Origin of the sequence: Streptomyces zaomyceticus, from assembly GCF_014656215.1 — a bacterium.
In the GTDB taxonomy this organism is placed as follows: domain Bacteria; phylum Actinomycetota; class Actinomycetes; order Streptomycetales; family Streptomycetaceae; genus Streptomyces; species Streptomyces zaomyceticus.
Genome location: NZ_BNBZ01000010.1, coordinates 170,041 through 196,415 on the forward strand (window position 1 = coordinate 170,041; position 26,375 = coordinate 196,415).

At 73.8% G+C, this 26,375-nt stretch carries 23 protein-coding genes and 7 tRNA genes; 11 read left to right on the top strand and 19 right to left on the bottom strand.

Translation table 11 applies throughout. The features are described from left to right. Positions 1–8: 8 nt before the first annotated feature. The 3 genes from thrS to IE311_RS16045 all read right to left on the bottom strand — a co-directional run bounded on the left by thrS (position 9) and on the right by IE311_RS16045 (position 4,028). Positions 9–1,985, bottom strand: a complete 1,977-nt coding sequence (gene thrS / locus IE311_RS16035) for a threonine--tRNA ligase (RefSeq protein ID WP_189832354.1) — start codon at positions 1,983–1,985, stop codon at positions 9–11. 148 nt (positions 1,986–2,133) lie between these two features. Next, positions 2,134–3,462: a serine/threonine-protein kinase gene (locus IE311_RS16040; RefSeq protein ID WP_189832355.1), complete on the bottom strand. Its 1,329-nt coding sequence runs from the start codon at positions 3,460–3,462 to the stop codon at positions 2,134–2,136. Further along, entirely contained in the window at positions 3,462–4,028 is a 567-nt protein-coding gene (locus tag IE311_RS16045; RefSeq protein ID WP_189832356.1) for a DUF4365 domain-containing protein, read from the bottom strand. The genes IE311_RS16040 and IE311_RS16045 overlap by 1 nt, the downstream gene beginning before the upstream one ends. A gap of 121 nt (positions 4,029–4,149) precedes the next feature. Here IE311_RS16045 and IE311_RS16050 point away from each other — a divergent pair, with 121 nt between their 5' ends. After that, positions 4,150–4,878 (top strand): 3'-5' exonuclease, encoded by a 729-nt coding sequence (locus tag IE311_RS16050; protein ID WP_189832357.1) that lies wholly within the window; start codon positions 4,150–4,152, stop codon positions 4,876–4,878. A gap of 48 nt (positions 4,879–4,926) precedes the next feature. Here IE311_RS16050 and IE311_RS16055 read toward each other — a convergent pair. Next, positions 4,927–4,998: transfer RNA gene (locus IE311_RS16055), tRNA-Val, on the bottom strand. 39 nt (positions 4,999–5,037) lie between these two features. Further along, positions 5,038–5,484, bottom strand: coding sequence for an SRPBCC family protein (locus IE311_RS16060; RefSeq protein WP_189832358.1), 447 nt, complete (start codon positions 5,482–5,484; stop codon positions 5,038–5,040). A 93-nt stretch (positions 5,485–5,577) separates the two neighbouring features. Between IE311_RS16060 and IE311_RS16065 the strand changes: the two genes are divergently transcribed. Beyond that, on the top strand, positions 5,578–8,202 hold the full coding sequence (locus IE311_RS16065) for an SCO7613 C-terminal domain-containing membrane protein (RefSeq protein ID WP_189832359.1): 2,625 nt from the start codon (positions 5,578–5,580) through the stop codon (positions 8,200–8,202). Positions 8,203–8,265: 63 nt separating this feature from the next. Here the strand turns inward: IE311_RS16065 and IE311_RS16070 are convergent. Then, positions 8,266–8,340, bottom strand: a tRNA-Val gene (locus tag IE311_RS16070). A gap of 54 nt (positions 8,341–8,394) precedes the next feature. Then, positions 8,395–8,817: a TIGR02611 family protein gene (locus IE311_RS16075; RefSeq protein WP_073914771.1), complete on the bottom strand. Its 423-nt coding sequence runs from the start codon at positions 8,815–8,817 to the stop codon at positions 8,395–8,397. 190 nt (positions 8,818–9,007) lie between these two features. Here IE311_RS16075 and IE311_RS16080 point away from each other — a divergent pair, with 190 nt between their 5' ends. Then, complete coding sequence (locus IE311_RS16080; RefSeq protein ID WP_015032345.1) at positions 9,008–9,421, top strand: SsgA family sporulation/cell division regulator; 414 nt, start codon at positions 9,008–9,010, stop codon at positions 9,419–9,421. Positions 9,422–9,612: 191 nt separating this feature from the next. Continuing rightward, the gene (locus IE311_RS16085) at positions 9,613–10,170 is read left to right on the top strand and encodes a CGNR zinc finger domain-containing protein (RefSeq protein WP_189832360.1); all 558 of its coding nucleotides are present in this window, start codon (positions 9,613–9,615) and stop codon (positions 10,168–10,170) included. A gap of 41 nt (positions 10,171–10,211) precedes the next feature. Here IE311_RS16085 and IE311_RS16090 read toward each other — a convergent pair whose 3' ends face one another. Together IE311_RS16090 and IE311_RS16095 are read right to left on the bottom strand one after the other, a co-directional pair. Further along, positions 10,212–10,376, bottom strand: coding sequence for a hypothetical protein (locus IE311_RS16090; RefSeq protein WP_189832361.1), 165 nt, complete (start codon positions 10,374–10,376; stop codon positions 10,212–10,214). Between the two features lie 111 nt (positions 10,377–10,487). Further along, complete coding sequence (locus tag IE311_RS16095; protein ID WP_189832362.1) at positions 10,488–10,901, bottom strand: hypothetical protein; 414 nt, start codon at positions 10,899–10,901, stop codon at positions 10,488–10,490. 172 nt (positions 10,902–11,073) lie between these two features. Between IE311_RS16095 and IE311_RS16100 the strand changes: the two genes are divergently transcribed. Further along, positions 11,074–11,589 carry a DsbA family protein gene (locus tag IE311_RS16100; protein WP_189832363.1) on the top strand — a complete coding sequence of 172 codons (516 nt, stop codon included), beginning with the start codon at positions 11,074–11,076 and terminating at the stop codon, positions 11,587–11,589. Between the two features lie 12 nt (positions 11,590–11,601). On the opposite strand, the gene IE311_RS16105 is transcribed toward IE311_RS16100, so the two are convergent. The 3 genes from IE311_RS16105 to IE311_RS16115 are packed head-to-tail and all read right to left on the bottom strand — an operon-like array spanning position 11,602 to position 14,378. Continuing rightward, the gene (locus IE311_RS16105; protein ID WP_189832364.1) at positions 11,602–12,441 is read right to left on the bottom strand and encodes a GNAT family N-acetyltransferase; all 840 of its coding nucleotides are present in this window, start codon (positions 12,439–12,441) and stop codon (positions 11,602–11,604) included. 42 nt (positions 12,442–12,483) lie between these two features. Further along, the gene (locus tag IE311_RS16110; protein WP_189832365.1) at positions 12,484–13,314 is read right to left on the bottom strand and encodes an aminotransferase class IV; all 831 of its coding nucleotides are present in this window, start codon (positions 13,312–13,314) and stop codon (positions 12,484–12,486) included. Continuing rightward, the gene (locus IE311_RS16115) at positions 13,311–14,378 is read right to left on the bottom strand and encodes a chorismate-binding protein (protein ID WP_189832366.1); all 1,068 of its coding nucleotides are present in this window, start codon (positions 14,376–14,378) and stop codon (positions 13,311–13,313) included. The genes IE311_RS16110 and IE311_RS16115 overlap by 4 nt, the downstream gene beginning before the upstream one ends. A gap of 231 nt (positions 14,379–14,609) precedes the next feature. On the opposite strand from IE311_RS16115, the gene IE311_RS16120 reads away from it, so the two are divergent. The 5 genes from IE311_RS16120 to IE311_RS16140 all read left to right on the top strand — a co-directional run bounded on the left by IE311_RS16120 (position 14,610) and on the right by IE311_RS16140 (position 15,097). After that, a tRNA-Gly gene (locus IE311_RS16120) sits at positions 14,610–14,682 on the top strand. Positions 14,683–14,721: 39 nt separating this feature from the next. After that, positions 14,722–14,795: transfer RNA gene (locus tag IE311_RS16125), tRNA-Cys, on the top strand. A 1-nt stretch (position 14,796) separates the two neighbouring features. Then, positions 14,797–14,868 (top strand) — tRNA-Val (locus IE311_RS16130). A 39-nt stretch (positions 14,869–14,907) separates the two neighbouring features. Then, positions 14,908–14,979, top strand: a tRNA-Val gene (locus IE311_RS16135). 43 nt (positions 14,980–15,022) lie between these two features. After that, positions 15,023–15,097 (top strand) — tRNA-Val (locus IE311_RS16140). A gap of 73 nt (positions 15,098–15,170) precedes the next feature. Here the strand turns inward: IE311_RS16140 and IE311_RS16145 are convergent. The 3 genes from IE311_RS16145 to IE311_RS16155 all read right to left on the bottom strand — a co-directional run bounded on the left by IE311_RS16145 (position 15,171) and on the right by IE311_RS16155 (position 16,835). Beyond that, on the bottom strand, positions 15,171–15,458 hold the full coding sequence (locus IE311_RS16145) for a TFIIB-type zinc ribbon-containing protein (protein WP_189832367.1): 288 nt from the start codon (positions 15,456–15,458) through the stop codon (positions 15,171–15,173). A gap of 45 nt (positions 15,459–15,503) precedes the next feature. Continuing rightward, a complete protein-coding gene (locus IE311_RS16150; RefSeq protein WP_189832368.1) occupies positions 15,504–16,517 on the bottom strand; it encodes a phosphotransferase in 1,014 nt (337 codons plus the stop codon). Positions 16,518–16,667: 150 nt separating this feature from the next. Continuing rightward, entirely contained in the window at positions 16,668–16,835 is a 168-nt protein-coding gene (locus IE311_RS16155) for a hypothetical protein (RefSeq protein ID WP_189832369.1), read from the bottom strand. A 513-nt stretch (positions 16,836–17,348) separates the two neighbouring features. Here IE311_RS16155 and IE311_RS16160 point away from each other — a divergent pair. Beyond that, positions 17,349–18,506, top strand: a complete 1,158-nt coding sequence (locus IE311_RS16160; RefSeq protein WP_189832370.1) for a serine/threonine-protein kinase — start codon at positions 17,349–17,351, stop codon at positions 18,504–18,506. Between the two features lie 32 nt (positions 18,507–18,538). On the opposite strand, the gene IE311_RS16165 is transcribed toward IE311_RS16160, so the two are convergent. From IE311_RS16165 to cbiE, 4 genes are all read right to left on the bottom strand, one after another. Then, positions 18,539–19,357, bottom strand: coding sequence for a TrmH family RNA methyltransferase (locus IE311_RS16165; RefSeq protein ID WP_189832371.1), 819 nt, complete (start codon positions 19,355–19,357; stop codon positions 18,539–18,541). Between the two features lie 144 nt (positions 19,358–19,501). Then, the gene (cobA, locus tag IE311_RS16170; RefSeq protein WP_189832372.1) at positions 19,502–20,755 is read right to left on the bottom strand and encodes a uroporphyrinogen-III C-methyltransferase; all 1,254 of its coding nucleotides are present in this window, start codon (positions 20,753–20,755) and stop codon (positions 19,502–19,504) included. Between the two features lie 295 nt (positions 20,756–21,050). Next, on the bottom strand, positions 21,051–24,737 hold the full coding sequence (cobT, locus tag IE311_RS16175; protein ID WP_189832373.1) for a nicotinate-nucleotide--dimethylbenzimidazole phosphoribosyltransferase: 3,687 nt from the start codon (positions 24,735–24,737) through the stop codon (positions 21,051–21,053). Between the two features lie 325 nt (positions 24,738–25,062). Next, positions 25,063–26,310 (bottom strand): precorrin-6y C5,15-methyltransferase (decarboxylating) subunit CbiE, encoded by a 1,248-nt coding sequence (gene cbiE, locus IE311_RS16180; RefSeq protein ID WP_189832374.1) that lies wholly within the window; start codon positions 26,308–26,310, stop codon positions 25,063–25,065. Positions 26,311–26,375 lie beyond the last annotated feature (65 nt).

Here is a 26,375-nt window from a genome sequence, read left to right on the forward strand (position 1 = left end):
TCGGCGGGTCAGACCTGGACGCGGTCCTCGACGATCTTGGCGATCTTGGCGATGGCCTCGTCGGCGGGGATGCCGTTCTCCTGCGAACCGTCGCGGTAGCGGAAGGAGACCGCGCCGGCGGCCATGTCCTCGTCGCCCGCGATGATCATGAACGGGACCTTCTGCTTCTGCGCGTTGCGGATCTTCTTCTGCATCCGGTCCGAGGAGGAGTCGACCTCGACCCGCAGGCCCTGCTTCTTCGCCTTGGCGGCGAACTCGTGCAGGTAGTCGACGTGCGCGTCGCCGATCGGGATGCCGGTCGCCTGGACGGGGGCCAGCCACGGCGGCATCGCGCCCGCGTAGTGCTCCAGGAGCACCGCGAAGAAGCGCTCGATCGAGCCGAACAGCGCGCGGTGGATCATGACCGGGCGCTGCTTGGTGCCGTCCGGGGAGGTGTACTCCAGGTCGAAGCGCTCCGGCAGGTTGAAGTCGAGCTGCACGGTCGACATCTGCCAGGTGCGGCCGATGGCGTCGCGCGCCTGCACCGAGATCTTCGGGCCGTAGAACGCGGCGCCGCCCGGGTCGGGGGTGAGCGGGAGGCCCTGCTTCTCGGCGACCTGCTGGAGGACCGCGGTGGCCTCCTCCCAGATCTCGTCCGAGCCGACGAACTTCTCCGGGTCCTTGGTGGACAGCTCCAGGTAGAAGTCGGTCAGGCCGTAGTCGCGCAGCAGGTTCAGGACGAAGGTGAGGGTCTTGTCGAGCTCCTCCGCCATCTGCTCCTTGGTGCAGTAGATGTGCGCGTCGTCCTGGGTGAAGCCGCGGGCGCGGGTCAGGCCGTGCACGACGCCCGACTTCTCGTACCGGTACACGGTGCCGAACTCGAACAGGCGCAGCGGCAGTTCACGGTACGAGCGGCCGCGCGCGTCGAAGATCAGGTTGTGCATCGGACAGTTCATGGGCTTGAGGTAGTAGTCCACGCCCTCGTCGAGCTGCATGGGGGGGTACATGCCCTCGGCGTACCAGTCGAGGTGACCGGACTTCTCGAACAGCTTGCCCTTGGTGGCGTGCGGCGAGTAGACGAACTCGTAGCCCTCCTCCTCGTGGCGCTTGCGCGAGTAGTCCTCCATGACCCGGCGGATGATGCCGCCCTTGGGGTGGAAGACCGCGAGGCCGGAGCCGATCTCGTCCGGGATGGAGAAGAGGTCGAGCTCGTTGCCGAGCTTGCGGTGGTCGCGCTTCTCGGCCTCGGCGAGGAAGTCGAGATGGGCCTTCAGCTCCTCCTTCGACGGCCAGGCGGTGCCGTAGATGCGCTGGAGCATCGGGTTCTTCTCGCTGCCGCGCCAGTAGGCGGCGGCGTTGCGCATCAGCTTGAACGCCGGGATGTTCCGGGTGGTGGGCAGGTGCGGACCGCGGCAGAGGTCCTTCCAGCACAGGTCGCCGGTCTTGGCGTCGATGTTGTCGTAGATGGTCAGCTCGCCGCCGCCCACCTCGACGCTGGCACCGTCGTCGGTGGACGCGGAGCCCTTGATGCCGATGAGCTCCAGCTTGTACGGCTCGTCCGCCAGCTCGGCGCGGGCGTCCTCGTCGGTCACCACGCGGCGGGCGAAGCGCTGGCCGCGCTTCTGGATCTCCTGCATCTTCTTCTCGATGACCTTGAGGTCCTCGGGAGTGAAGGGCTTCTCGACGTCGAAGTCGTAGTAGAAGCCGTCCCGGACCGGCGGGCCGATGCCCAGCTTGGCCTCGGGGAAGAGCTCCTGCACGGCCTGGGCCATGACGTGCGCGGTCGAGTGGCGCAGGATGTCGAGACCGTCCGGGGAGGAGATCTCGACGCCCTCGACGACATCGCCCTCGGCGAGCTCGTACGACAGGTCCTTCAGCTCGCCGGCCACGCGGGCGGCGATGACGGTGCGGTCGTCGGCGAACAGGGCGCCGGCGGTGGTGCCCGCGCTCACCGCCCTCTCCTCTGCTTCCGAGGCGGACTGGACGGTCACACGGACTTCAGACACGGGTACTCCGTACATAGGGGCGCAAGCAGACACGAGGTGCCGGCGCCGGCGGTGCGCGACAGAGACGAGGTGCCGCGCACCGCTGATCCTACCGAGGCGACCGAGCCGCCCGCGAAACGGTTTCTCCCTGCTCGTCGCAGGTCCCCGGCTATCCCTCGTCCGGCTCGCACTCCTCCTCGAAGAAGTCCGCGCTGTCGGCGTTCCCCTGGATCGACTTCATCAGCCGGTCCCGTTCCGTCTCGTCGACCTGCACGGGGACGACCCCGGACGCGTCGGTGAGGCGGCGGAATCCGCCCCGGCTCTCCAGCCGGCCGACCACTCGGATCGGGAGACCGACGAGATGGGCGTGGCCCGCGGTGCGGTACGCCTCCTCGTCGAGGCGGACCCGGACGTGCGGGACCTCCGCACCGCCGAGCACCCGCAGCCGGACGGTGCCCTCGCCGCGCGGCCCGGAACGGCGCATGCGGACGACGGCGCCGGTGAGCCGGACCGGCACGGAGGGCTCGTCGGTCAGGTACCGGGCGCTCGCCTCGCGCAGGGCGGGCAGGTCGCCCGGTGAGAACTCGACCGGTTCGGGCCGGGCGGCGCAGCCCTGGGGCGACCCGGCGGACGGGGACCAGGCCAGGCCGATGCGGGCGCCCTCGGTCCCGCGGACCAGCGCGACGAGGGCCTCGGTGAGTTCGCGGCTGACGCCCGCCTCGACGGCGGCGTCGAAGGCCTCCATGCCACCGGTGGCCCGCTGGTAGTCGGTGGCCTCGCGGGCCGCGTGGAGCGCGTGGTAGAGCCGGACGGCGATCGGGCGTCCCGGCTCGACGGGCAGGAAGGCGGTGAGGCCGCGCCCGCCGGGGGCCGCGCCGACGACGACGGTCTCCAGGGAGGCCTGGGCGGGGCGCCGGTGTCTGGCGCCGTAGTAGCCGGCCCGGCCCCGGACGGCGAGGGCGCCGGCGAGGAGGAGCTGGCGGGCGGCGGACCTGAGCTGTTCCTGCACGGTCCAGGGGACGGTGCCGGCGGGGCCCGGGGGCACGTCGCGCCACCAGCGGATCTCGTCGCTGGGCACGGCGAGGCCGGTGAGGACCTCGCGGGCGGAGGGCGTGCCGCTGCGGGCGAGGGCGGTGAGTGCCTCGCCGATCAGGTCCTCGCAGTCCGGGAAGGCGCGGCTCTCCGGGACGAGGAGGCTGGTGCCGGTGCCGCTGCCCGGCGGGGTCCAGCGGCTGTAGCGGCCGGCCGCCCCGCCGCGCCGGCGCCACCCGTGGCGGGCGAGGAGGGCGCCGAGGACGCGCGGGTCGACCCGGCCGGGGTCGGGTGCGCCCTGGCTCTCGGCCCAGGGTCCGGCGGGCGGGGCGGGCACCCCCGTCCAGGGGCCGGGGGTGTCGCCGGGTGCCGGATGGGGCCGGTAGGGCGGGGGGACGGGGGCGGGGCCGCGCCCGGCCCTGCCCCCGTCCTCCCCGTATCCCGGTTCGTCGATCGGTCGGTGCATCAAGGTCTCCCTCCCACGCCGACCCGGGTCATGATCTCGCAGAGCGCCCGGTCGTCGAAGATCCGTGTCGTCGGGATGCGCACGGTGGTCCGGCGGCGTCCCGTGACCGGGTGTCCGGCCAGGTTGGTCCAGTAGCAGCAGTGCCGCAGGTCGAGCCGGTCGTGGCTCGCTCGCAGCCAGTCGTCCTGCGACCTCGGGGCGAGCATCACGACCAGGATCTTGTGCACGGCCACCGGGGTCCTGGCGAGTTTCACCAGGTGGTCGTTGTCGAGGGTGAACGAGAAGGTGCTTCCGGGCGGTCGCGGCGGTATCTGGTAGGTGCACTTGAGCTGCACCTTGACGGTCACCTCGTCGTCGACGGTGTGGCCGGGAGAGCCGTGACTCACGTGCCAGTCGATGCCGTTGTCCGGAAAGGGCTGGGACAGCGAGCAGCCGGCCGCGGCGGCGACGGCGTGCAGGTATCCCACCTGAAGGGTCTCCATGCAGGCGGTGGTGGCGAGTGAGCCGCGCGTCGGTGCCAGCCGCTGGGGCGGCAGCCCTCCCGACTCGGGCTGGGCGAGCGCCATGTCGTTTTCCTTCCCCGTCCCTTGTGTTGTGACCGGTCCGCGTACGACGCAAACAGTCCGGGTATCACCGTTTCGGGGCAGGGGGTTGGCCATCTGCCGCACGTGTGCGAGGAGTTCAGGGATGACGATGCACTGGTACGAAGGGCCCCTGGCCGCTTTCGACACGGAGACCACGGGAGTCGACGTCGAGGGCGACCGGATCGTGTCCGCCGCACTCGTCGTACAGGACACGGCGGGGGCGCGGCCGCGCGTGACGCGCTGGCTGGTCAACCCGGGCATACCGGTGCCCGAGGGGGCCACGGCCGTGCACGGACTGACGGACGATCACCTCCAGCGCAACGGCCGGTGGCCCGCTCCGGTGATGGAGGAGCTGGCGCGCGCGCTGGCGGAGCAGATCGCGGCGGGGCGTCCGCTGGTGGTGATGAACGCCCCGTTCGATCTGACGATCCTCGACCGCGAGCTGCGCAGGCACCGGGCGTCCACGCTCGGCGACTATCTGGCGAGCACCCCGCTGTGCGTCCTCGACCCGCGGGTCCTGGACAAGCATCTGGACCGCTACCGGAAGGGCCGTCGCACGCTGACGGACCTGTGCGCGCACTACGAGGTGGAGCTGGCCGGGGCGCACGACGCGGCGGCGGACGCGACGGCGGCGCTCGACGTCGTACGGGCGGTGGCGCGGCGTTTCTCGTCCCGGCTCGAGCGGCTGACGCCGGCGGAGCTCCACACGCTTCAGGCGGTGTGGCACGCGGCACAGGCGCGGGGGCTCCAGGCGTGGTTCAGCCGGCAGGGGACGCCGGAGACGGTGGACCCGTCGTGGCCGCTGCGACTGGAACTGGGCACGGCGGCCTGACACATGACAGAGGCCGGTCCGTCTTTCGACGGACCGGCCTCTACCCGGTGGGCGATACTGGGATCGAACCAGTGACCCCTTCGGTGTGAACGAAGTGCTCTCCCGCTGAGCTAATCGCCCGGGAACGGGTTGAACCATACAGGGCTTCGAGCCCTCTCTTCAAACCGATCGCAGGTAGGTGGCGAGTCCCCGTCTCCCTGCCCGCATCATCAGGGCGTGGTTGGCGCGGAAGACGGGCCGTCCGGGGACGGCGAGGAGCCTCAGGAGGCGGGCGCGTACCTCGACCTCCTGCTCGTACACGGCGCGGGCACCGGCGCCTTCCGGCACGACGGTCCAGCGGGCCCAGCCCTCCAGGTCCCCTTCCAGTCCGACCTCCAGGACCCGGGCGGCGGGGTCGCCGCGCAGGGCGCGGACCGTGACGTCGATGTCGTACGGGAGCAGGGAGCGGAAGCGGGCGGTGCCGGTGGTGCCGTCGACGGGCACGACCCGGCGGACCTGGGGCCACCAGCGGGGGTACTCCTCGGCGCGTTCGAGCACGGCGTAGACGGCGTCCGGCGGGGCGGCGATCCGCCAGACGCTCCGGAAGCGGTACCGGCACCAGTCCATGCCCCCAGTGTGGGGGTACTCAGGCCGGGGGGAACCGGAAGATGAGTACGGGGACGCATTCCCGCCGGATGTGTGCGGGGCCACACTCCGGACATGGACAACTCCCTGCCGCCCGCGGACGAGCTGGTGCTCGTCGACCGTGAGCTGGCCCAACTCGACGCACGCCGGTCCCAGTTGCTGGCCCGGCGGGCCTGGCTGATCCGGGTCCTCCACGCGCCGGCCGCGTCGGCGGCGCTTCCCCCGCGCCCGCCGGTGGCGGACTCCACGCCCCGCGGCGCGCAGAACGTGCTGCTGACGCTCGGCGGCACCCTGCTGACGATCGCGGCGATCGCCTTCACCCTGGTGAGCTGGGGGTCGATGGGGATCGGCGGCCGCGCGGCGGTGCTGTCCGCGGTGACCGCGGCGGCGCTGGTGGCGCCGGTGGCGCTGCTGCGCCGGAGCCTGGTGTCGACGGCCGAGGCGGTGGCGGCGCTCGGCATGGTCCTGATGGTGCTCGACGCGTACGCGCTGCACCGGGTCGCGCTGCCGGAAACGGACGGGCTCGGGTACGCGGCGGTGGCCGCCGCGGTCCTCGCGGCCGCGTGGACGGCGTACGGCTCGGCGTTGTCCCGGCTGCGCGTCCCGCTGCCGGTGGCCGTGGTCGCGGGGCAGCTGCCGCTGCCGCTCGGCGTGCTCGCGGCCGGCGGCGGGTCGACCGCCTTCGCGTGGGCGGCGCTGCTCACGGCCGCGGCCGACGGTGCGGTGGTGCTGTGGGCCCGGCCCGCTCCGGTCCGGATCACGGCGGTCACCGGTGCGGTGGCCCTCGGCGGCTGGGCGCTCCTGACGGGCGGGCTGCTCTCGCTCACCTCGCCGTGGGACGGAGCGCCGCTGCTCCTGGCGGGCGCGGCGGTGACGCTGTACCTCGCGTGGCGCAGGCCCGCGCTCGCGGTGGCGGCTTCGGCGGTCGCGGGTCTGGCGGCGGTGACGGCCGTCGGCGGCCTGCTGCGCGCCGCCGTCCCGGCGGACTGGGCGGTGCCGGGGTACGTGCTGTGCGGGCTGGCGGCGGCGTCGGTGTGGTGGCTGCGGACGGGGACGGCCGGCACGACCTCGGCGAGCGCTCCGGCGCCGGAGGCGGGGATGCTCCCCGGCGGCTCCACTGCGGACACCGCCGGGGCACGGCTCCCGGCCGGCGTCCGCCTGGGTCTCGCCTGCGCCGGGGCCGCGACGGCGGCCCTCGGGGTCGTGTGGGCGCTGCCGCCGGTGGTGGCGGGGCTCCTCGGGCCGGTGGCCCGGACGACGGAGGTCTGGTCGGGCGAGCACGCCGAACACGCGCCGGCCTCGTACCCGGGGACGGCCGTCCTCGTCCTGGCGGTGGCCGCCGCCGTACTCGCGGCCCTCCCCCGCCTGTGGGCCCGCTGCGGGGCCCTCGCCCTCGTCTGGGCGCTCCTGACCGCGCTGCCGGTCTCCCTCGGCCTGCCGTTCGCGGCGACGCTCGCCCTCCAGCTCCTGACGAGCGCGGCGGCGCTGTGGATCGCCGTCCGTCCGGGCCCGGCGACCCGCGGCCTGCGCACGACCGCGGCACCGGGCGGGCGCTCCGGTGCGCCCGGAGCGGAGTCGGGCCCCGGCGCGCCGACCCCTCCGGTCACCGCCCCCTCCGCCGCTCCCTCCGGTCCGGCGGCCGCCGGTCCTGCCGCCCCTCCGGCCGGCGTGCCCGGGGCCCCCTGGCCCGGCTGGGCGCCCGTCCGGCCCCGGACGCAGGCCCCCGCGGCCGCGCCCGGGACCGTCCTCGGGTGGAGCGCGTACGCCGGGGGGCTCGCCTCCGCCGTGAGCGCGGTCGCCCTGTCCCTGGACGTCCGGGTGGCCACGTTCCTCGCGCTCGGAGTGGTGCTCGGACTCTGTTCCGCCGTCGCCGTGCTCGGTGTGGACGCGCGCCGCGTCGTCTCCGCCTGCGGGGCGGTGCTCACGGCGACGGGCCTCGTCTTCGCGGTGGCGGCCGCCGGCGGGTTCGAGGACCACTGGACGGCGCTCGCCCTCCTGCTCGTCCCGGCGGCCACCGCGGCCGTCGGCGCCCGGGCTCCGCGCCCGGTCGCCCTCGCGACCGAGATCACGGGCGGGGCCGTGGGGCTGCTCGCCCTCGGGATCGCGGCGTCGCGGCCGGCGTTCCTCGCGCTCGCCCTGGCCCTCGGCGGGGTGATCGCGGCGGCGACGGCCGTACGGCCGGAGCGGCGGCGGTTCGCCGCGTGGACGGCGGCCGCGCTGTTCCTGTCGGCCACCTGGGTACGGCTCGCGGTCTGGGAGGTGGCGACCCCGGAGGCGTACACGCTGCCGGTGACCGTGCCGGCCCTCGTGGTCGGGTTCCTGCGGCGGGGCCGGGACCCGGAGGCCTCTTCCTGGACCGCGTACGGCCCCGGTCTCGCGGCGACGCTGCTGCCGAGCCTCTTCGCGGCCTGGACGGACCCGGAGTGGGTGCGCCCGCTGGTCCTGGGGGTCGCGGCCCTGGTGGTGACCCTGCTGGGTGCGCGCTTCCGGCTCCAGGCGCTGCTGGTCCTCGGCGGTACGGTGCTCGCCCTGGACGGGCTGCACGAGCTGGCGCCGTACGTGGTGCAGGCGGTGGGCGCGCTGCCGCGCTGGCTGCCGCCGGCTCTCGCCGGGCTCCTGCTGCTCGCGGTGGGCGCCACGTACGAGCAGCGGCTCCGGGACGCCCGGAGGCTTCGGGACCGGGTGGCGCGGATGCGGTGATCCGCGGCGGGGCGGGACGCCGAAGGCCCGAGACGGTGTTCCGTCTCGGGCCTTCGGACCGGGTGGTGGGCGATACTGGGTTCGAACCAGTGACCCCTTCGGTGTGAACGAAGTGCTCTCCCACTGAGCTAATCGCCCCGGTGCACCGCAAACATTACCGCATGTCAGCGGGGCTCCCGAACCATCCCAGGGTCACTCGTCGATCTTCCACGGCATGACGAAGCCGAACTTCCACAGGTAGACGCCGAGCAGGGCGGCGATGATCACCAGGCCGACGGTGGTGAGGATGATGTTCCTTCGCCGGACCTTGGGGTCGAGGGCGCGCTGGGCGGCCTCGGTGACCTTGCGCTTGGTCCAGCGGAGCACGAGCTGTGCCCAGACGAACTCGGTCGCCCAGATCGCCATGCCGCCGAAGATGACCAGCCAGCCGGGCCCCGGGAGCGGCAGCATGACCACCCCGGCGCCGACCACGGCGAGTCCCACGATGAAGACACCGACCTGCCAGCTCAGATGCAGGCCTCGCCGGGACTTGATGAACTCCGGTGCGCGGGATCCCAGTTCGGCTTCCTGGCCGTCTGCGGACTCCCCGGTGCGCTCGTCACTCTCCGCATTCATGCTCCCCAACCTACCGGACGCGGAGCCCCCACCGGAATGGCGGTATTACCGCAGGTCACACGCACCCGTCCGAGCTACCTGAACGATCACAAAACCGACAGAGGGGTTTACAACGGCACCGGAGGTGGCATGTCGATTTCGCCGACGTGCGAATCCCCGAGCGCACACTGAGCGAAAGGCCCTGGCGCTTATGAACACCACGGTCAGCTGCGAGCTGCACCTGCGCCTCGTTGTGTCGAGCGAGTCCTCACTGCCTGTACCCGCGGGCCTGCGGTATGACACGGCCGATCCCTATGCCGTGCACGCCACCTTCCACACCGGAGCCGAGGAGACGGTCGAGTGGGTCTTCGCCCGCGACCTTCTCGCCGAGGGGCTGCACCGGCCCACCGGCACGGGCGACGTCCGCGTCTGGCCATCCCGTAGTCACGGTCAGGGAGTCGTCTGCATCGCGCTGAGTTCCCCCGAAGGAGAAGCCCTGCTCGAGGCCCCGGCGAGGGCCCTGGAGTCGTTCCTGAAGCGGACCGACGCCGCCGTGCCACCGGGCACCGAGCACCGGCACTTCGATCTCGATACGGAGCTCTCCCACATCCTGGCCGACAGCTGAGCCAGGCCGAGAGCCGCACGGCGCCGTCCGACTCGGGGCGACGGCGCCGCGCGGGCAGTCACATAGGCACGACTCCGGCGCTCCCCACCGCGCAGCCGGCGCGGTGGTGGGCGCCGTTGTCCTTTTCCCGGTCGCGCTAAAGTCAGCGCCATTCCGCGGGCACCCGCCCGCGGCCGGCCAGGGAGCGAATCGTGCTGATCCCTCACGACACCCGGATCGCCCTCGACACCGTCGTCGATCTGATGAACACCGCGCCCCAGGGCGACCGCGTCGACGAGCTCGCGGACATCCCGGGACTGCAGAGCTTCGTGCTCGCGCACAAGATCAGCGGCGTGGGCGAGCTGGGCCCCCACGACCTGCGCGCCGTGCGGGAGGTACGCGAGAAGTTCGCCGCGGTCTTCTCCGCGCCCGAGGCCCGGATCGCGGCCCCCCTGATCAACCAGCTGGTGGCGGGAGCGGGCACCACGCCCCAGCTCACCGACCACGACGGCTACGACTGGCACGTGCACTACTTCGCCCCGGGCGCCTCGGTGGCGGACCATCTCGCGGCCGACTGCGGCATGGCGCTGGCGTTCATCGTGGTGGCGGGCGAGCAGGAGCGGCTGCGGCGCTGCGAGGCGCCGGACTGCGGCCGGGCCTTCGTCGACCTCTCACGCAACCGCTCGCGCCGCTACTGCGACAGCCGCACCTGCGGAAACCGTCTGCACGTGGCCGCGTACCGGGCACGCCGCAAGGAAGCCGCGGGCTGAGGCCGGGGCCGCCGCGGCACGAGGAGTCACAGCACGAGGACTCACAGCACGAAGAGATCGTGCACGGCGGCCATCAGCAGCAGACAGCCGATCACCCCGAGAAAGATCATCAGGGGTGGCTGGGAGAGCGCGAACAGGCAGCCGCGCGGCTCTTCGGCAGGGGCATCGGTGGCGACGGGAGCGACGTCCCGCGAGGTATCCAGCATCTCGGGGGGATGATGGCGCACCCGGGACCCCGGAAATCCCGCAACACGCCCCACCGCAGGGGCAGTTCACCCCTTCCCGTGGATCATGGGAACGGGAATCGCCAGAAGCGGTCAGATTCCGTGCTTCTTCAGAATCGCCTCGATGTCGCTGAAGTCCTCTCCGGCGCCGCTGCCGGCCCCCGGCTTCGCCGTCACGGCCCGGGAGGGCGACGACGCCGACGGCGCCACGGCGCCCCGCTCGGCTCCCCCGGTGGTCTCCTTGCGGCCGCCCCGGCGCCGCTCGACGGCGCGGGTGGACAGGAAGAACAGCAGGGCGAGACCGAGGACGCCGAACCCGGCCCAGGCGACGGGGCTGAAGGCCGTGTCCACGATCCACTCGACGGCCCCCGTCATCACCAGACCGAGCGGCACCAGGGCGTAGGCCGCGGTACGGGCGGCGGACAGGAAGCGCTTCCGGTACGCCATGATCGCGGCGATGCCGAGGCCCGCCACGGACACCGCGGAGCAAATGGTCTCGGCGAGCATGCGGTCCTCCAGGTGCCGGGTGATACGTCCCTTCCATCCTGCACCGCCGATGCCGTCCGGGGCCATGTCCAGGGCCCGGTCTCAGGGAGATCTCCGGGTCGTCCCCTCCGGATCTCCTCCCCAGGTCCCGGTGGCGAGACAGCCGTCCCTCCCCGTGAGGGAGACTGCTGTCATGAGTGACTCCACCACCGCACCCGTCTCCCCCGTCGTCCTGGAGGCGTGGTTCGACCTCCAGTGCCCCGACTGTTTCCAGGCCCTCGACGACGTCCGCGCGCTCCGCGAGAAGTACGGCGACCGGCTCGACGTACAGCTGCGCCACTTCCCGCTCGCGAAGCACAAGCACGCGTACGCGGCCGCGCAGGCCGCCGAGGAGGCCGTCGAGCAGGGCAAGGGCTGGCCGTACGCGGAGGCGCTGCTCGCCAGGACCGCCGAGCTCGGCGAGCGGGGCGAGCCGGTACTGATGGAGGTCGCCACCGAACTGGGCCTGGACGCCGAGGAGTTCGACACCGCCCTGATCGACGGCCGCCATCTGCTGACCGTCGACGCGGACGAGGCCGAGGGCAAGGCGATCAAGGTCACCGGCACGCCGACCTATGTCATCGACGGCGAGCGTCTGGACGGGGGCCAGAGCCAGGACGGCCTGCGCGAGCGCGTCGAGGCGATCGCCGACCGTCTCCTGGGCGCCTGACCGCCCCCTCGCCTACCGCAGCTCCTTGGCGCTGTTGACGTAGGTCGTGCGGTAGCCCAGCGACTCGTAGAGCCGGATCGCCGGGGTGTTGCCCGCGAAGACGTGCAGTCCGAGCAGGGTCTCCCCGGCCGCCCGCGCGACCCGCTCGGCGAGCAGCATCAGCGCCCGGCCGTAGCCGTGGCCGCGCTGCTCCTCGGCGACCTCGATGTCGTACACGTAGGCCGCCCACCGCCCCGGTTCCAGCTCGATCCGGCCGGTCCACAGGTGGCCCGCGGGCCGCCCGTCGCGGACGACCACGTGGATCGCGACCCCGGGGGTGGCCAGGCCCTCCGGGAGGTACTTCGCGTGGCTGCCCTCGGCCTTGGCGCGGGCCTGGTCCTCGGGGACACCGCGGTCGATCCAGCTCTGCGCGTACCCCTCCTTGGACCGCGCCGCCCACGCCCCGTACTCGGCATCGGTCATCGGCCGCACCTCGACGCCCTCCGGCAGGGCCGGCGGCTCGGCGGGCAGCTCCTTGACCATGTTCCGGCTGCGCTCGGTGTAGCCGAGCGAGCGTGCCATCCGCAGCCCCGTCGCCGCCTCGGCGGGCACCGAGATCTGCACCTCGGCACAGCCCCAGCCCCGCAGCACCTCCTCGGAGGCGAGCGCCGCGACGGTGCCCCTGCCCCGCCCCCGGTCCGGCTCGTCGACCCGGAGCAGGCCGATCACTCCGGAGGCGGCTCCGAAGCCGGGGTCGGTGGAGAGGTGGACGGAACCGACACGGCGGCTGTTCACACACACGTCGTAGGTGCGGGAACGGCCACCGTCGGGCCTCTGCTGAAGCGGCTCGGCCGGCCGCAGGGTGGTGGTCATCAGTGGTGTTCTACCCACCCCGGGGCCGTCCGTCATCAGGTTTTACGCGAGGCGCGGATCGCGGTCCCGGGAGGCGTTCTCGTCGAAGATCCGCATGGCCTTGGCGGTGACCGGTCCGGGCGTCGCCGTCAGCTCGCGCCCGTCGACGCGGTGCACGGCCTGGACGTCGCGGAGGGTCGAGGTCAGGAAGATCTCCTCGGCGCTCTCCAGGACGTCCAGCGGCAGATCGGTCTCCTGTGCGCCGGTCCACTCCACGGCGAGGGCGCGGGTGATGCCCGCGAGACAGCCGGAGGAGACGGGCGGGGTGTGGATCCGGCCGTCCAGCACGACGAAGACGTTGGAGCCGGTGCCCTCGCAGAGCCGGCCCACGGTGTTGGCGAAGAGCGCCTCGGTCGCCCCCTGCTCACGCGCCCGGGCGAGGGCGACCACGTTCTCGGCGTACGAGGTGGTCTTGAGGCCGGTGAGGGCGCCTCGCTCGTTACGGGTCCAGGGCACGGTGATCACCGCGGTGGAGTCGGCGCGACGGCCCGTCTCCCCGAGGGCCACCACCAGGCTGGCCCCGGCGTCTCCCCGCTCGGAGCCGAGCGGGGAGAGACCTCCGGTGTACGTGATGCGGAGCCGGCCGAGCTCCATCGGGTTCGTCCCGACGACGGCGGCGCAGGCGCGGCGGACCTCGTCGAGGTCCGGGTCGGGCAGACCGAGACCGCGGGCGGAGCGGGTGAGGCGCTCCAGATGGAGGGTGAGCGCGAAGGTCTCGCCGCGCTCCACCTTGACCGTCTCGAAGATGCCGTCGCCGACGGTCAGACCGTGGTCCAGCACGGAGACCAGGGCGGTCTCCGCTTCGTGCAGCCCGCCGTTGACCCAGAGTTTCATCGAGAAATGGCCTTTCCACTCGCCTCGAGGGCGCCTGACTCATAGGCGCCCGACGCTATCGCGACCAGCCGGGCCGCCTTGAGTTCGGTCTCCTCCCACTCGCGCTCCGGGTCCGAACCCCAGGTGATCCCGGCGCCGGTGCCGAATCGGAGCACGCCTTCGGGGCGGTCGATCCAGAAGGTCCTTATGCCGACGGCCAGCTGCGCGGTGCCCGCGTCGGCGTCGACCCAGCCGACGCCTCCGCAGTAGGGACCGCGGGGGGCGGTCTCCAGGGCCTCGATGATCCGCAGCGCGCTCGACTTGGGCGCGCCGGTGACGGAGCCGGGCGGGAAGGTGGCGTCGAGCAGCTCGGGCCAGCCGGCGTCCTCGCGCAGCAGTCCGGTGACCGTGGAGACGAGGTGGACGAGTCCGGGGTGCTCCTCGACCGCGCAGAGGGCGGGGACGGCGACGGTGCCAGTGTCGCTGACGCGCCCCAGGTCGTTGCGGACCAGGTCGACGATCATCACGTTCTCCGCGTGGTCCTTGGGGAGGAGGTCGGCGGCGGTGCGTCCGGTGCCCTTGATGGGGCCGGAGGAGATCAGCGCCCCTTCCCTGCCGAGGTAGAGCTCGGGGGACGCGGTGGCGACCTCCACTCCGTGGGCGGGCAGGCGGATCGTTCCGGCGTACGGGGCGGGGTTGCCGCGGGCGAGGAGCGCGGTGAGGGCGTCGACGTCGGCCGCGGGCGGGTCCGGCAGCGGCGCGGTCAGCACCCGGCAGAGGTTCGCCTGGTAGACCTCGCCGCGCGCGATGTGCTCGCGCACGCGCCGGACGCCCGCGATGTACGCGGCGCGGTCGAGGGAGGACGTCCAGTCGCCGGCGGAGGGTCCGCGCCAGGCGCCCGGGACGGGCAGGGGGACGGGGTCGGGCCGTACGTCCCCGAAGCGGGCGCAGGTCAGTCGCCCCTCGAAGTCCGCACAGACGGCCCAGAAGCCTGCGGAGTCCAGGGCTTCGGGGTCGTGGGTGACGTCCCGGAGGTCGGTCGCGACGAGGCCGCCGAAGCGGGCCAGGGGAGCAAGGTCGTGCACGCATCGAGTCTAGGTCGGCCGGACGGGGGCCACCGGGTGTGTGCGAGGGAGGCTCCCCGCCACCCGGGGAACACGGCGAGTGAACGTGGCGCGAACCCTCCGGGACGCCCGGCCGGGCACCCGGATCGGCGGGCAGGTCAGCACGCTGCGGAAACGCGTTTTTGTGCTGGCCCAGGAATCCGCTAGAGTTCAACACGTCGCCGGGACGCGCAAGCGAAACGGAAACGACAAGCGGACGTGGCTCAGTTGGTAGAGCATCACCTTGCCAAGGTGAGGGTCGCGAGTTCGAATCTCGTCGTCCGCTCGATGTGGGGGATCTTCCCGAACCCCCGTATTCACTCCTGGTGGAGTGGCCGAGAGGCGAGGCAACGGCCTGCAAAGCCGTCTACACGGGTTCAAATCCCGTCTCCACCTCCAAGCGCGATTAGCTCAGCGGGAGAGCGCTTCCCTGACACGGAAGAGGTCACTGGTTCAATCCCAGTATCGCGCACGCAGAACAACTGAAGATCCGGTCCACATGGATCGACCCGCGCGATTAGCTCAGCGGGAGAGCGCTTCCCTGACACGGAAGAGGTCACTGGTTCAATCCCAGTATCGCGCACGCAGCACGCACTGCCCTCGGGTAATGTTCGTGTGCACCACCCGCGCGATTAGCTCAGCGGGAGAGCGCTTCCCTGACACGGAAGAGGTCACTGGTTCAATCCCAGTATCGCGCACCACCTGAAAAGCCCCCGGCCGCCACTCGCGGCCGGGGGCTTCTTCGTGCACCGGGGAGACCCGGTGCACCTCCGGTCAGGAGGAGAAGAGCATCCGGCCGAAACCGCGCTGACGGTAGTGACCGCCGCCGTGGTGGCCACCGTGGTGCGGGGCACCCCAGGCGGGGGCGGCGGGCTGTGCCGGGTAGGCCTGCGGGGCGGGCGGGGCCGGCGGGGCCGGCTGGACCCACTGGGACTCGAGACGGGTCAGGGACTCCAGCTCGCCGTAGTCCAGGAATATCCCGCGGCAGCCGCTGCACTGCTCGATCTGGACGCCGTTGCGGTTGTACGTGTGCATGGCCGCATGACACTTGGGACACTGCATGCTCGGCTCAACTCCCTGACTTCGCCGTTCGAATGGTCCTTCACCTTACGTGGACGCCGAAGGGGCCGGGTCGGTTCGGTGTCCGGCGATACGCGCACAGGTGTCGATCATCACCTCCTCCACCTCGTCGAGCGGCCGGCGCTCGGCCGTGGACTTGGCGAGGGCGAGGGCGGCCGTCTGGACCGTCAGCGCACGGGCGGGCACATCGAGTTGCACCCATGGATCGGCGCCCACGGCGGGACCGCCCGCCCCCCGGTAGGCGTCGAGGAACCGGGACCAGATCTCCGGGGGGAGGATGCCGGCGGCGAACCAGGCCGCGGGGCGGGCCAGATCCCAGGCCGGGTCGCCGAGGCCGAGGTCGTCGATGTCGATGAGCCGCCAGGGACCCGGGGCCGACGACGGGGAGTTCTGCGGCGGTACGGAGCCCGTCGCCCTGACCAGTTGGCCGAGGTGGAAGTCGCCGTGGCAGAGCAGCCGGGGGCCGCCCGGCGCGACGCGGTCGGGAACCGACCGCCAGGCGGCCAGGACGGTCCGGGCGGCCGGGTGGTCCGGTGCCGTCCGGCGCATCCGCTCCACGGCCAGGGCCGCCTTCACCGGGGCCCGCATCTCCGGGAGCCGGTCGGCCGCCCCGACGGGAGGCGGGGTGCGGTGGAGCAGGGCGAGGAGCCGTGCGGCCTCCTCCCAGGGGGCGGCGTCGGGGTCCGCCGGGTCGACGGGCGGACCGTACGGCCACAGGGTCACCGGCCGGCCGTCGAGCGCGTGGGGTCCGCCGAGTTCGTCGGGCGCGGCCGGCCGGGGCCCGGGGAGCGGCGGGAGGAGGACGGCGCGGACGTCCGGGTGGCCGGCGAGCGCGAGCCGTGCGCAGTGCGCCTCGGGATCGGTGCCGGGGGCGTGCGCCTTCGCGACCAGTCGCCCGTGCCGTACGACCGTCCCGTCGTCCCGGTCCGCCAGCACCCCGACGAGGCCGCCCGGGCAACGGCAGGGCGTGCCGGGCCGGTGGGCGGCGGCGTGCGCGTACGCCGCGAGGCGGTCGAGGAGAGGCCGTTCAGGGAGGTCCACGGGGGCGAGCGTACGGGGTCGGGAACGCGCGAGGGCCGGTCAGCTCCCCAGCTGACCGGCCCCACGCTGCCGTCCGCCGCACCCCCGTCCCCACGGGGCTGATGGCCGGATGTCCCGACCCGGGCCGCTCTCCCGGGTCCGGGGCGCCTGTCAGCGCCCCAGCATCACGGCCACGGACGACGCCTGTGTGACCACTGCCTCCCAGCCGCCGAAGACGACCACGAGCAGGGCCGCGAGAGGGAGGACCATGGCGGTGGCCACCAGGGGGTGGCGCCGGCCCGAAGGCCGGGTGCTCGTCCGCGGTGCCGTGAAAGCCATGGGTCCTCTCCTGTCGTGTCCGGCGCGGCGGGTGCTTGACCTCGGGGGACGAGTGCTGCACCCGCCGCTTGACAACAACTCTAGGGAGCGGGAGGGGCCGGGACGTCATGCCCGCGTACCGACTTACGGGCCTCCCGGAGGATGACGCCCGGCCGTACGGAGTACTCCCCTGGGTGGAGACGCGGGCGCGGAACCCCGGGACTTCCCTGAGGGGTGGCGGCCGGAGGGGCGGAGGGGCGGGTTCGGGGGTGACTTCGCTCACTTCGCGGGGCCTCGCGCGAACGCCCTGGTCCGAAGGCCGCGCGGGGCGCCTCCGGAGCCCTCCCGGCGCCCTCGCGGCCGATCTTCAACTCGGCTGGTGCCACTGGGGGTTGAGAGGGATCCCGGAGCGGGGTCCGCGTCGCGCGTACCCCCCAGCACTGACAATCGATCCCGGTGCGAGGGCGCGGCCTATGAGCGCGTGCGGGCGCCACTACGTAAGCTGTGCCACGTCGAACGGACGAGGGGACGGACATGGCGATGATGCGGCTCCGGCGCGAGGATCCGCGGATCGTCGGGTCGTTCCGGCTCCACCGCAGGCTGGGGGCCGGCGGAATGGGCGTCGTGTACCTGGGGTCCGACCGGCGCGGCCAGCGGGTCGCGCTCAAGGTGATCCGGCCGGATCTGGCCGAGGACCAGGAGTTCCGCTCCCGGTTCGCCCGCGAGGTGTCCGCCGCCCGGCGGATCCGCGGCGGCTGTACGGCCCGGCTCGTCGCCGCCGACCTGGAGGCCGAGCGCCCCTGGTTCGCCACCCAGTACGTCCCCGGGCCCTCCCTGCACGACCGGGTCGCCGAGGAGGGCGCGCTGCGCGCCGCCGACGTGGCCTCCATCGGGGCCGCGCTCTCGGAAGGTCTCGTCGCCGTCCACGAGGCCGGGGTCGTGCACCGGGACCTCAAGCCGTCGAACATCCTGCTCTCCCCCAAGGGCCCCCGCATCATCGACTTCGGCATCGCCTGGGCCACGGGTGCCAGCACCCTGACCCATGTCGGCACGGCCGTCGGCTCCCCCGGCTTCCTCGCCCCCGAACAGGTGCGGGGCGCGGCCGTCACCCCCGCCACGGACGTCTTCTCGCTCGGCGCCACCCTGGCGTACGCGGCGATGGCCGACTCCCCCTTCGGGCACGGCAGTTCCGAGGTCATGCTCTACCGGGTGGTGCACGAGGAACCGCAGCTGCACGGGGTGCCGGACGCGCTGGCGCCCCTCGTCCGGGCCTGTCTGGCCAAGGACCCCGAGGACCGTCCCAGCACCCTTCAGCTGTCGATGCGGCTCAAGGAGATCGCGGCGCGCGAGGCACAGGGGCTGCCAGCCTCGCGGCCGCCCGTGCAGCGGGAACGTGCCGAGGAGCGGAACGCCGCACGGCCCACCGAGCGGTACACCGAGCGGGACGTGCCCGGCCGGACGCCGGAGCGGGCCGCCGAGCGGGGCCAGGGTCGTGGTCCCGGTCCGTCGTCCCGGCCCTCCGCCGGACCGCGCACCGGAGGTCGTCCCGCGACCCGGCCGGGAGCCCGCTCCACGTCCACCGGGCGCCGCCCCGCCAACCCGCGGCTGCTGCGCCAGCGTCTCTTCGTCTTCGTCGTCGTGACCCTGGTCGTGGCCCTGGGCATCGCCGCCGCCCAGGCCCTCCAGGGCTAGGCCGTCTCTTCCGGAAAGACGGCCCGGTGGTCTCAGGACTCCGGGCGGCCCGTCGCGACCGCGTAGAAGGCGACCGCGGCCGCCGCTCCCACGTTCAGCGAGTCGACACCGTGCGCCATCGGGATCCGCACCCATTCGTCGGCGGCGCGCAGCGCCTGCGTGGACAGGCCGTCGCCCTCCGCGCCCAGCATCAGGGCCACCCGCTCCAGACGGTGCGGGGCGGCCTCGTCGATCGACATCGCCTTCTCGGCCGGGGTCAGCGCCAGCAGCTTGAAGCCCGCCTCCCGTACCGCCTCCAGGCCGCGCGGCCAGGTGTCGAGGCGGGCGTACGGGACGGAGAACACCGCGCCCATCGACACCTTCACCGATCGCCGGTACAGCGGGTCGGCGCAGTCCGGCGACAGCAGTACGGCGTCCATGCCGAGGGCCGCGGCGCTGCGGAAGATCGCGCCGATGTTGGTGTGGTCGTTCACCGACTCCATCACGACCACCCGGCGGGCGCCGACGAGCAGGTCCGCCGCCTCCGGAAGCGGCTTGCGCTGCATGGAGGCGAGGGCGCCCCTGTGCACGTGGTAGCCGGTGACGCGCTCCGCGAGGTCAGGCTGGATCGCGTACACCGGCGCCGGGACCTCGTCGATGACGTCCCGCATGACGTCGACCCACTTGGCGGAGAGCAGCATCGACCGCATCTCGTACCCGGCCTGTCTGGCCCGGCGGATGACCTTCTCGCCCTCCGCGATGAACAGGCCCTCGGCCGGCTCCCGTCTACGGCGGAGTTCGACATCGGTCAGACCGATGTAGTCGCGCAGGCGCGGGTCGTCGGGGTCGTCGATCGTGATGAGTTCGGCCACGAGGTGATACTGCCTTGTCCGGGGTGTGGTGCCAATGTGTGCGGCGGGGTTCGGGGAACCCCTCGGGGGTGAGCCCGGGAACGGGTCGCCCCGGCTTCCCCGGAAGGGTCGCCGGGGCTCGCCGGTCGTCGGTCGAGCGGTGTGTCAGGCGAGCAGACGGCCGGGGCCTTCCGCCACCACGTCGCCGATCACGATGACCGCGGGCGGACGGACCTCCTGCGCCTTGACGGTCTCCGCGACCGTCGCGAGCGTGGCGTCCACCCGGCGCTGCGAGGCCGTGGTGCCCTCCTGGATCAGGGCCAGCGGCGTCTCCGGGTTCTTGCCGTGCGCGACGAGCGCCTCGGCGATCTTCCCGATCTTGTCGACGCCCATCAGGATCACCAGGGTGCCGGTCAGCTTCGCGAGCGACGCCCAGTCGACCAGCGAACGCGGGTCGTCCGGGGCCACATGCCCGCTGACCACCGTGAACTCGTGGGCCACGCCCCGGTGCGTGACCGGGATGCCCGCCGCGCCCGGGACCGAGATCGAGCTGGAGATGCCCGGCACCACCGTGCAGGCGATGCCCTCGACGGCGAGCGCCTGTGCCTCCTCCATGCCCCGGCCGAAGACGAACGGGTCGCCGCCCTTGAGTCGTACGACGGACCTGCCCGCCTTCGCGTGCTCGATCAGCGCGTTGTTGATGGCCTCCTGGGCCATGAACCGGCCGTACGGGATCTTCGCCGCGTCGATCACCTCGACGTGCGGGGGCAGCTCGTCCAGCAGGTCACGGGGGCCCAGGCGGTCGGCGATGACCACGTCCGCCTCGGCGAGCAGCCGGCGGCCGCGCACCGTGATCAGGTCCGGGTCGCCGGGGCCGCCGCCGACCAGCGCCACGAAGGGAGTGCGCGCCCGGTGCTGCGGGGCCGCGATCGAACCGTCCCGCAGGCCCTCCACGATCGCGTCGCGCACGGTGGCGGAGCGGCGCGGGTCGTGGCCGGTGAGCACGGCGACGGTCACGCCCTCGCTGCGGCCCGTCGCCGGGGTCCAGGCCGTGGCGGCCTCGGCGTCGTCGGAGCGCACGCACCAGGTCCGGGTCCGCTCGGCCTCTGCGGACGCGGCGGCGTTGGAGGCCGGGTCGGTGGTCGCTACCAGGGCGTACCAGGCGTCGGCGAGGTCACCGTCCTCGTACCGCCGCTTGATCCAGGTGATCTCGCCGGCCTCGGCCATGGCCTCCACGGAGGGGGTGGCGGAGGGGGAGACGAGGGTGATGTCGGCGCCCGCCGCGATCAGCGCGGGGAGCCGGCGCTGGGCGACCTGGCCTCCGCCCAGGACGACGACGCGGCGGCCTGCCAGGCGCAGGCCGACGGGGTAGGCGGGGTGCGTCGTCGCCGGCGCGGTGTGATCGGCGTGCTCGGCCATGGGTGAGCGGCTCCTCGGAGGGCGGGTGCTGGCCGCTGCTGCGGTGAAGCGGCTGGTGGGGCGGCGTCGGGCGCCTGGTGACCACGATATCGGTGGCGCGGGCACGTCACGCTGTGACGGATGTCCCGGGTACGGCCGTGACAGCTCCGCGGCGGGTGTACCGGTGGGTCTGCGGTGGTCTCTCCCCCGGTGGGCGCGGCGGGTCTCCCGTCGGCGGGACGTCACGCCTCGCGTTCCGGAACCGGTCCCGGCGCGTCCCCCACTCCCGTACGGAGGCGGGGGACGCGCCGGGGTGCTACTTCTCGGTGACGCCCGCCGAGTCGAACGTTGCCACCTCGTGCATCGCGCGGGCCGCGCTCTGCACCAGCGGGAGGGCGAGCAGTGCGCCCGTGCCCTCGCCGAGACGGAGGTCCAGGTCGACCAGGGGGCGCAGGCCCAGCTTGTTGAGCGCGGCCACGTGGCCCGGCTCGGCGCTGCGGTGGCCCGCGATGCAGGCCGCGAGCGACTCCGGCGCGATCGCGCGGGCCACGAGGGCCGCCGCGCCGGTGGAGACGCCGTCGAGGATGACCGGGGTGCGCAGGGAGGCCGCGCCCAGGATCAGACCGACCAGGGCCGCGTGCTCCAGGCCGCCGATCGCCGACAGGACGCCGATCGGGTCCGCCGGGTCCGGCTTGTGCAGGTCGAGGGCGCGACGGACCACGTCCACCTTGCGGGCGTGCGTCTCGTCGTTGATGCCCGTGCCGCGGCCCGTGACCTCGGTGGGGTCCACACCGGTGTAGACGGAGATGAGGGCGGCGGACGCGGTGGTGTTCGCGATGCCCATCTCGCCGGTGAGCAGCGCCTTGTTCCCGGCGGCGACCAGGTCCCGGGCGGTTTCGATGCCGACCTCGATCGCGGCCAGGACCTCGTCCCGGGTCATCGCGAGACCCGTGGTGAAGTCGGCCGTGCCGGGGCGGACCTTGCGGGGCAGCAGGCCGGGGGTGGCCGGGAGCTCGGAGGCCACACCCACGTCGATGACGCAGACCTCGGCACCCACCTGGTTGGCGAAGGCGTTGCAGACCGCTCCGCCGCCGAGGAAGTTGGCCACCATCTGGCCGGTGACCTCCTGCGGCCAGGGGGTCACGCCCTGGGCGTGGACGCCGTGGTCGCCCGCGAAGATCGCGACGGCCGCGGGCTCCGGGATCGGCGGCGGGCACAGCCGGGAGAGGCCGGAGAGCTGCGCGGAGATGATCTCCAGCATGCCCAGGGCTCCCGCGGGCTTGGTCATGCGCTTCTGGCGCTCCCAGGCCTCGCCGAGCGCCTTGGCGTCCAGCGGGCGGATGCCGGCGATCGTCTCCTGGAGGAGGTCGTGCGGCTCCTCGCCGGGCAGGGCGCGGCGGCCGTACGTCTCCTCGTGGACGACCCAGGCCAGCGGGCGGCGCTTGGACCAGCCCGCCTGCATCAGTTCGGGCTCCTCGGGGAACTCGTCGACGTAACCCACGCAGAGGTACGCGACCACTTCGAGGTGCTCGGGGAGGCCCAGGGTGCGGACCATCTCGCGCTCGTCGAAGAAGCTGACCCAGCCGACGCCGAGGCCTTCGGCGCGGGCCGCGAGCCAGAGGTTCTCGACGGCGAGCGCCGAGGAGTACGGGGCCATCTGCGGCTGGGTGTAGCGGCCGAGGGTGTGGCGGCCGCCCCGGGTGGGGTCGGCCGTCACCACGATGTTGACCGGGGTGTCGAGGATGGCCTCGATCTTCAGTTCCTTGAACTGCTTCGCCCGGGCCTTCGGCAGCGACTTGGCGTACGCCTCGCGCTGCCGCTGGGCCAGCTCGTGCATCGACTGCCGGGTCTCGGCGGAGCGGATGACGACGAAGTCCCAGGGCTGGGAGTGTCCGACGCTGGGGGCCGTGTGGGCGGCCTCCAGGACGCGGAGCAGCACCTCGTGCGGGATCGGGTCGGAGCGGAAGCCGTTGCGGATGTCACGGCGCTCGCGCATCACGCGGAGGACGGCCTCGCGCTCGGCGTCGTCGTAGCCGGGGGCCGGGGCCGACTCCGCCACCGGGTCGCCGGCTGCCTCGGGGTCGGACTCGGGGTCCGCGTCGGGGGCAGGGGCGGGCTGGGCCTCGGCGTCGGCCTCGGGAAGCGGGGCTTCGTCGTGGGCGGCGGGGGCTTGGGCGATGGGGGCCGGGGCGGTCTCGGTGTCCGCCTCGTCCTCCTGGAGCGCCTCGGGGGCGGCCGTGGGGGCGGTGGCCTCCTCGGCCTCGACCTCCGCGGGCGCGGGCTCCGCCCGCGGAGCCTCGGCGGCGGCCGCTTCGGCTTCGGGGGCCTGCTCGGGGGCCTGACCGGCGGGCTCCTCCGGGGTCTCCTCCGGGACCAGCGGGACCTCCTCGGCCACCGCTTCCACGGGAGCCTCCTCGGGGAGCTCCTCCACCGGGGCCATGGGGGCCGAGATCGCTTCGGCCGGAGCCTCGGCGGCGGGCTCGGGCTCCGCCACGGGCTCGGCCTCCGCGGCGGCGACGGCCTCCGCGGGGACGGGCTCGGTCGACTCCTCGGGCTGTGCCTCGACCGGGGCGACGGCCTCGGGGGCCTGCTCGGGCTCCGGGGCCGCCGCGTCGGCGACGGGCTCCTCGGCGACGGGCTCTCCGGCATCCGCGGCCGGGGGCTCCGGGGTCTCGGCCGAGGGCTCGCCCTCACGCGGGGCGGGGACCATGACCGGGGCCTCGACGATCTCCGCCGGGGGCTCGGGGGCCGTCTCCGTGGCGGCGACCGGGGCCTCGGCGGCCGTCACGGGCTCGGAGGGCTCCTCCGCCCCGGACGACTCCGTGAGGGACGGCTCCGCCTCGGACGTGGCAGCCGGCTCGGAGGGCGCCTGCGGCTCGGCCGCCGGGACCGGGGCCAGGTGGGGGGTCGTGGGGACGTTGCCCTCGACCTGCACGAACTGGCCGCTCCCCGGGACGACCGTTTCTGCGGGGAAGGCCTCGGCCCCGGGGACGACCTGCTCCTGCGGCTGCGCGGCCCACGGCTCGGCGCCCTGCGGCGCCACCTGCTGGTCCTGCGCGATGTCGAAGTACTCGGGGCCGGTGGTCGGCGGGCCCGGGTTCCGTACCGGCATCGGCGCGGGGACCGTGGCCACGAGCGGTTCGGGTACGGGGACGGGCTGCGGGGCCGGGGCGGGCGCCGCGGCGGGGCCGCGGTCGGCCAGCGAGAGCACGACTCCACCGGCCTCGGGCACGGGCGGGCCCATGTGCAGCGGGCGGCGCGCGGGCTGCGGGGCCGGGGCCGCGGCGGGCGGGGGCACCCGGACGCCACCGAGGTCGACGGAGCCGGAGTCGCGGCCCGCGGCCTCGTGCGCACCGGTGTCGAGAATGCCGGGCTCGTAGCCGTGGTCGGTGAGGACCGGCTCCTGCGGCGCCATGGGCACGCCGTGCGCGGGCGTACCCGTCTGCTGGTCGAGCGGGATCCCGTGGGCCGGGGTGCCCGCGAACGCGTCCGCCGGGACGCCGTGCGCCGGAGTACCGGCCGGCTGGGCCGCCGGGACGCCGTGGGCGGGGGTGCCGCCGAGCGGGACGCCGTGGGCCGGGGTGCCCAGGGGCACGCCCTGCGGCGGGGTCTGGTGCTGCGGGGCCGTCAGGACGTCGGCGAGCGCGACCGCGTCCAGCGGGCCCGTGAGCGGGTCCGGCAGGGGGTCGGTCAGCGGGTCGCCCATCGGGGCGGGCGCGTCCTGGGCCGCCGGATGCGGGACGGCCGCGTGCGGCACGCCCTGGTTCGGGACCACGGGTGCCGCCGGCGGCGGCACGGCGACCGGCGGCGCGGGTGCGACGCCCGGCGGGTGCTCGCTCCAGGCGCCCTGGGCGCCCGGCATCAGAAGCAGGTCGTCGTCCTCGGTGGTGTGCTCGGAGGGGTCCAGGAAGGTGTACGCGCCCGGTGCGGGGATGCCCGGCTGCTCGACCATGCCTGCGTTCTCCGGCAGCCCCTCGCCCGGGACCTGGCCGGTGTCCGTCATGCGTACCCCTCGCCCATCGCTTGTGCTCCTTCAGACCTGCGCCCGTCGACAACAACGAGCGCGCGCGCCGCGCGGCACGAAGGACACGCGAACACCCACTCATTGTCGCGGCCCTCGGCCATCGTGGCAGGGAGATTTGCCACGGTGCGCTGTGGACTGCGCCACGTCGCGCGGTCCCCCCTTGTCGCGTACCACATCAGCGGCGCAATGTGGCCACCAATTCAGGACATTGACGAACGAAGCGCCGAACATCCGGATGCGGTACAACAATCGGCCAGCCTACCTGCCCCGGCGGGCGGCACCGTCACGGGTGGGGGTGGTCCGGTTACGCCTGGGGAGCGTCGGTCCTGCGGCCGGACAGCAGGAAGACGACCGAACGCTCGCGTTCCGACCAGTCGTCCGGATCGAGACCCACGGTCTGCAGCAGAAGGCTCTCGACGCTGTAGCCGCCGGCGGCGAGGGCGGCGCCGATCGCCTCGGCCTCGTCGCGGGTGGAGGCGTGGGCGACGATGCGTTCCGGCCGTCGGTCGGTGCAGGCGGTGACGACGGGGACCCCGCCGGACGCGATCCGTACGACATCGGGCTCGGGCAGGTTCTCCAGGACGTGGGGGGCCCGGCCCGGGACGGTCTGGAGCGACACGCCGTAGCGGCGGGCGGCCCTCTCGGTGCGGGCGCAGGCGTCCGGGTCGGTGTCCACGGCGATGACGGCGGCACCGAAGCGGGCGGCCTCGACGGAGAAGGCGCCGCCCGCGCAGCCGATGTCCCAGACGAGATCGCCGGTGCGGGGTCCGAGCCGGGCGAGCTGGGCGGCGCGCAGCGACGGGTCCTCGCCCTCGCCGGTCCGTGCCCGGTCGCGCGGGGCGGAGTCGTATCCCTCGGGGTCGTACTCCTGCTCGGGCAGGGCCCAGCCGCGGACGGCCCGCGCCGCCGGGTCCTGGCCGGACAGCCAGGGGGTGACCGGGGCGCCGCCGGTGCCACCGATGACGAGGACGACGTTCGGGTCGCGCCAGTTGTGGTCGGCGGCCTTGTCGGAGGTGAGGACGGAGACCTGTTCGCGGTCGGTGCCGAGCTCCTCGCAGACGACGAAGGTGCGGTGGACGCCTTCGAGGAGCAGGGCGAGTTCGGCGGGTCCGGCGCCGGGCGAGGTGAGGACGGCGACCTTGGGGTGGGCGCGGCAGACGTTGACGGCACGGCGCAGGGTGCGCTGGTGGGCGACGACGATCCGGGCGTCCTCCCAGGGCATCCCGGCGCGGGCGAAGGCGGCGGCGACCGAGGACACGGCGGGGACGACCTCGACCTCGAGGCCGTGTTCGGGGGCGCGCAGGGTGCGGACGACACCGAAGAAGCCGGGGTCGCCGTCGGCGAGGACGACGGCGGTCCCGCGGTGGCCGGCGATGCGCCGGCCGGCGAGGTCGACGCTGCCGAGGCGGACGCGTTCGGCTCCGGGCGGGACCTCGGGCAGCGCCAGGTGGTGGGCGGCCCCGGCCACCAGGGTGGCGGCGGAGAGCGCGGACCGGGCTGCCTCGGTGAGGGGCGAGCCGTCCCAGCCGATCACCGTGACGCGGTCGGCCATTCGTCGTCTCCTGGTGTCGTCGCAGGTCGGGGGCGTGCCGAGCGTACCCCGGGTGGGGGCGTCGG

Excerpts from the sequence above, each read along its gene's own strand:
- IE311_RS16040 (WP_189832355.1), bottom strand. The coding sequence starts at position 3,462 with ATGCACCGACCGATCGACGAACCGGGATACGGGGAGGACGGGGGCAGG.
- IE311_RS16045 (WP_189832356.1), bottom strand. The coding sequence starts at position 4,028 with ATGGCGCTCGCCCAGCCCGAGTCGGGAGGGCTGCCGCCCCAGCGGCTG.
- IE311_RS16050 (WP_189832357.1), top strand. The coding sequence starts at position 4,150 with ATGACGATGCACTGGTACGAAGGGCCCCTGGCCGCTTTCGACACGGAG.
- IE311_RS16060 (WP_189832358.1), bottom strand. The coding sequence starts at position 5,484 with ATGGACTGGTGCCGGTACCGCTTCCGGAGCGTCTGGCGGATCGCCGCC.
- IE311_RS16065 (WP_189832359.1), top strand. The coding sequence starts at position 5,578 with ATGGACAACTCCCTGCCGCCCGCGGACGAGCTGGTGCTCGTCGACCGT.
- IE311_RS16075 (WP_073914771.1), bottom strand. The coding sequence starts at position 8,817 with ATGAATGCGGAGAGTGACGAGCGCACCGGGGAGTCCGCAGACGGCCAG.
- IE311_RS16080 (WP_015032345.1), top strand. The coding sequence starts at position 9,008 with ATGAACACCACGGTCAGCTGCGAGCTGCACCTGCGCCTCGTTGTGTCG.
- IE311_RS16090 (WP_189832361.1), bottom strand. The coding sequence starts at position 10,376 with ATGCTGGATACCTCGCGGGACGTCGCTCCCGTCGCCACCGATGCCCCT.
- IE311_RS16095 (WP_189832362.1), bottom strand. The coding sequence starts at position 10,901 with ATGCTCGCCGAGACCATTTGCTCCGCGGTGTCCGTGGCGGGCCTCGGC.
- IE311_RS16100 (WP_189832363.1), top strand. The coding sequence starts at position 11,074 with ATGAGTGACTCCACCACCGCACCCGTCTCCCCCGTCGTCCTGGAGGCG.
- IE311_RS16105 (WP_189832364.1), bottom strand. The coding sequence starts at position 12,441 with ATGACCACCACCCTGCGGCCGGCCGAGCCGCTTCAGCAGAGGCCCGAC.
- IE311_RS16110 (WP_189832365.1), bottom strand. The coding sequence starts at position 13,314 with ATGAAACTCTGGGTCAACGGCGGGCTGCACGAAGCGGAGACCGCCCTG.
- IE311_RS16145 (WP_189832367.1), bottom strand. The coding sequence starts at position 15,458 with ATGCAGTGTCCCAAGTGTCATGCGGCCATGCACACGTACAACCGCAAC.
- IE311_RS16155 (WP_189832369.1), bottom strand. The coding sequence starts at position 16,835 with ATGGCTTTCACGGCACCGCGGACGAGCACCCGGCCTTCGGGCCGGCGC.
- IE311_RS16160 (WP_189832370.1), top strand. The coding sequence starts at position 17,349 with ATGGCGATGATGCGGCTCCGGCGCGAGGATCCGCGGATCGTCGGGTCG.
- cobA (WP_189832372.1), bottom strand. The coding sequence starts at position 20,755 with ATGGCCGAGCACGCCGATCACACCGCGCCGGCGACGACGCACCCCGCC.
- cobT (WP_189832373.1), bottom strand. The coding sequence starts at position 24,737 with ATGACGGACACCGGCCAGGTCCCGGGCGAGGGGCTGCCGGAGAACGCA.
- cbiE (WP_189832374.1), bottom strand. The coding sequence starts at position 26,310 with ATGGCCGACCGCGTCACGGTGATCGGCTGGGACGGCTCGCCCCTCACC.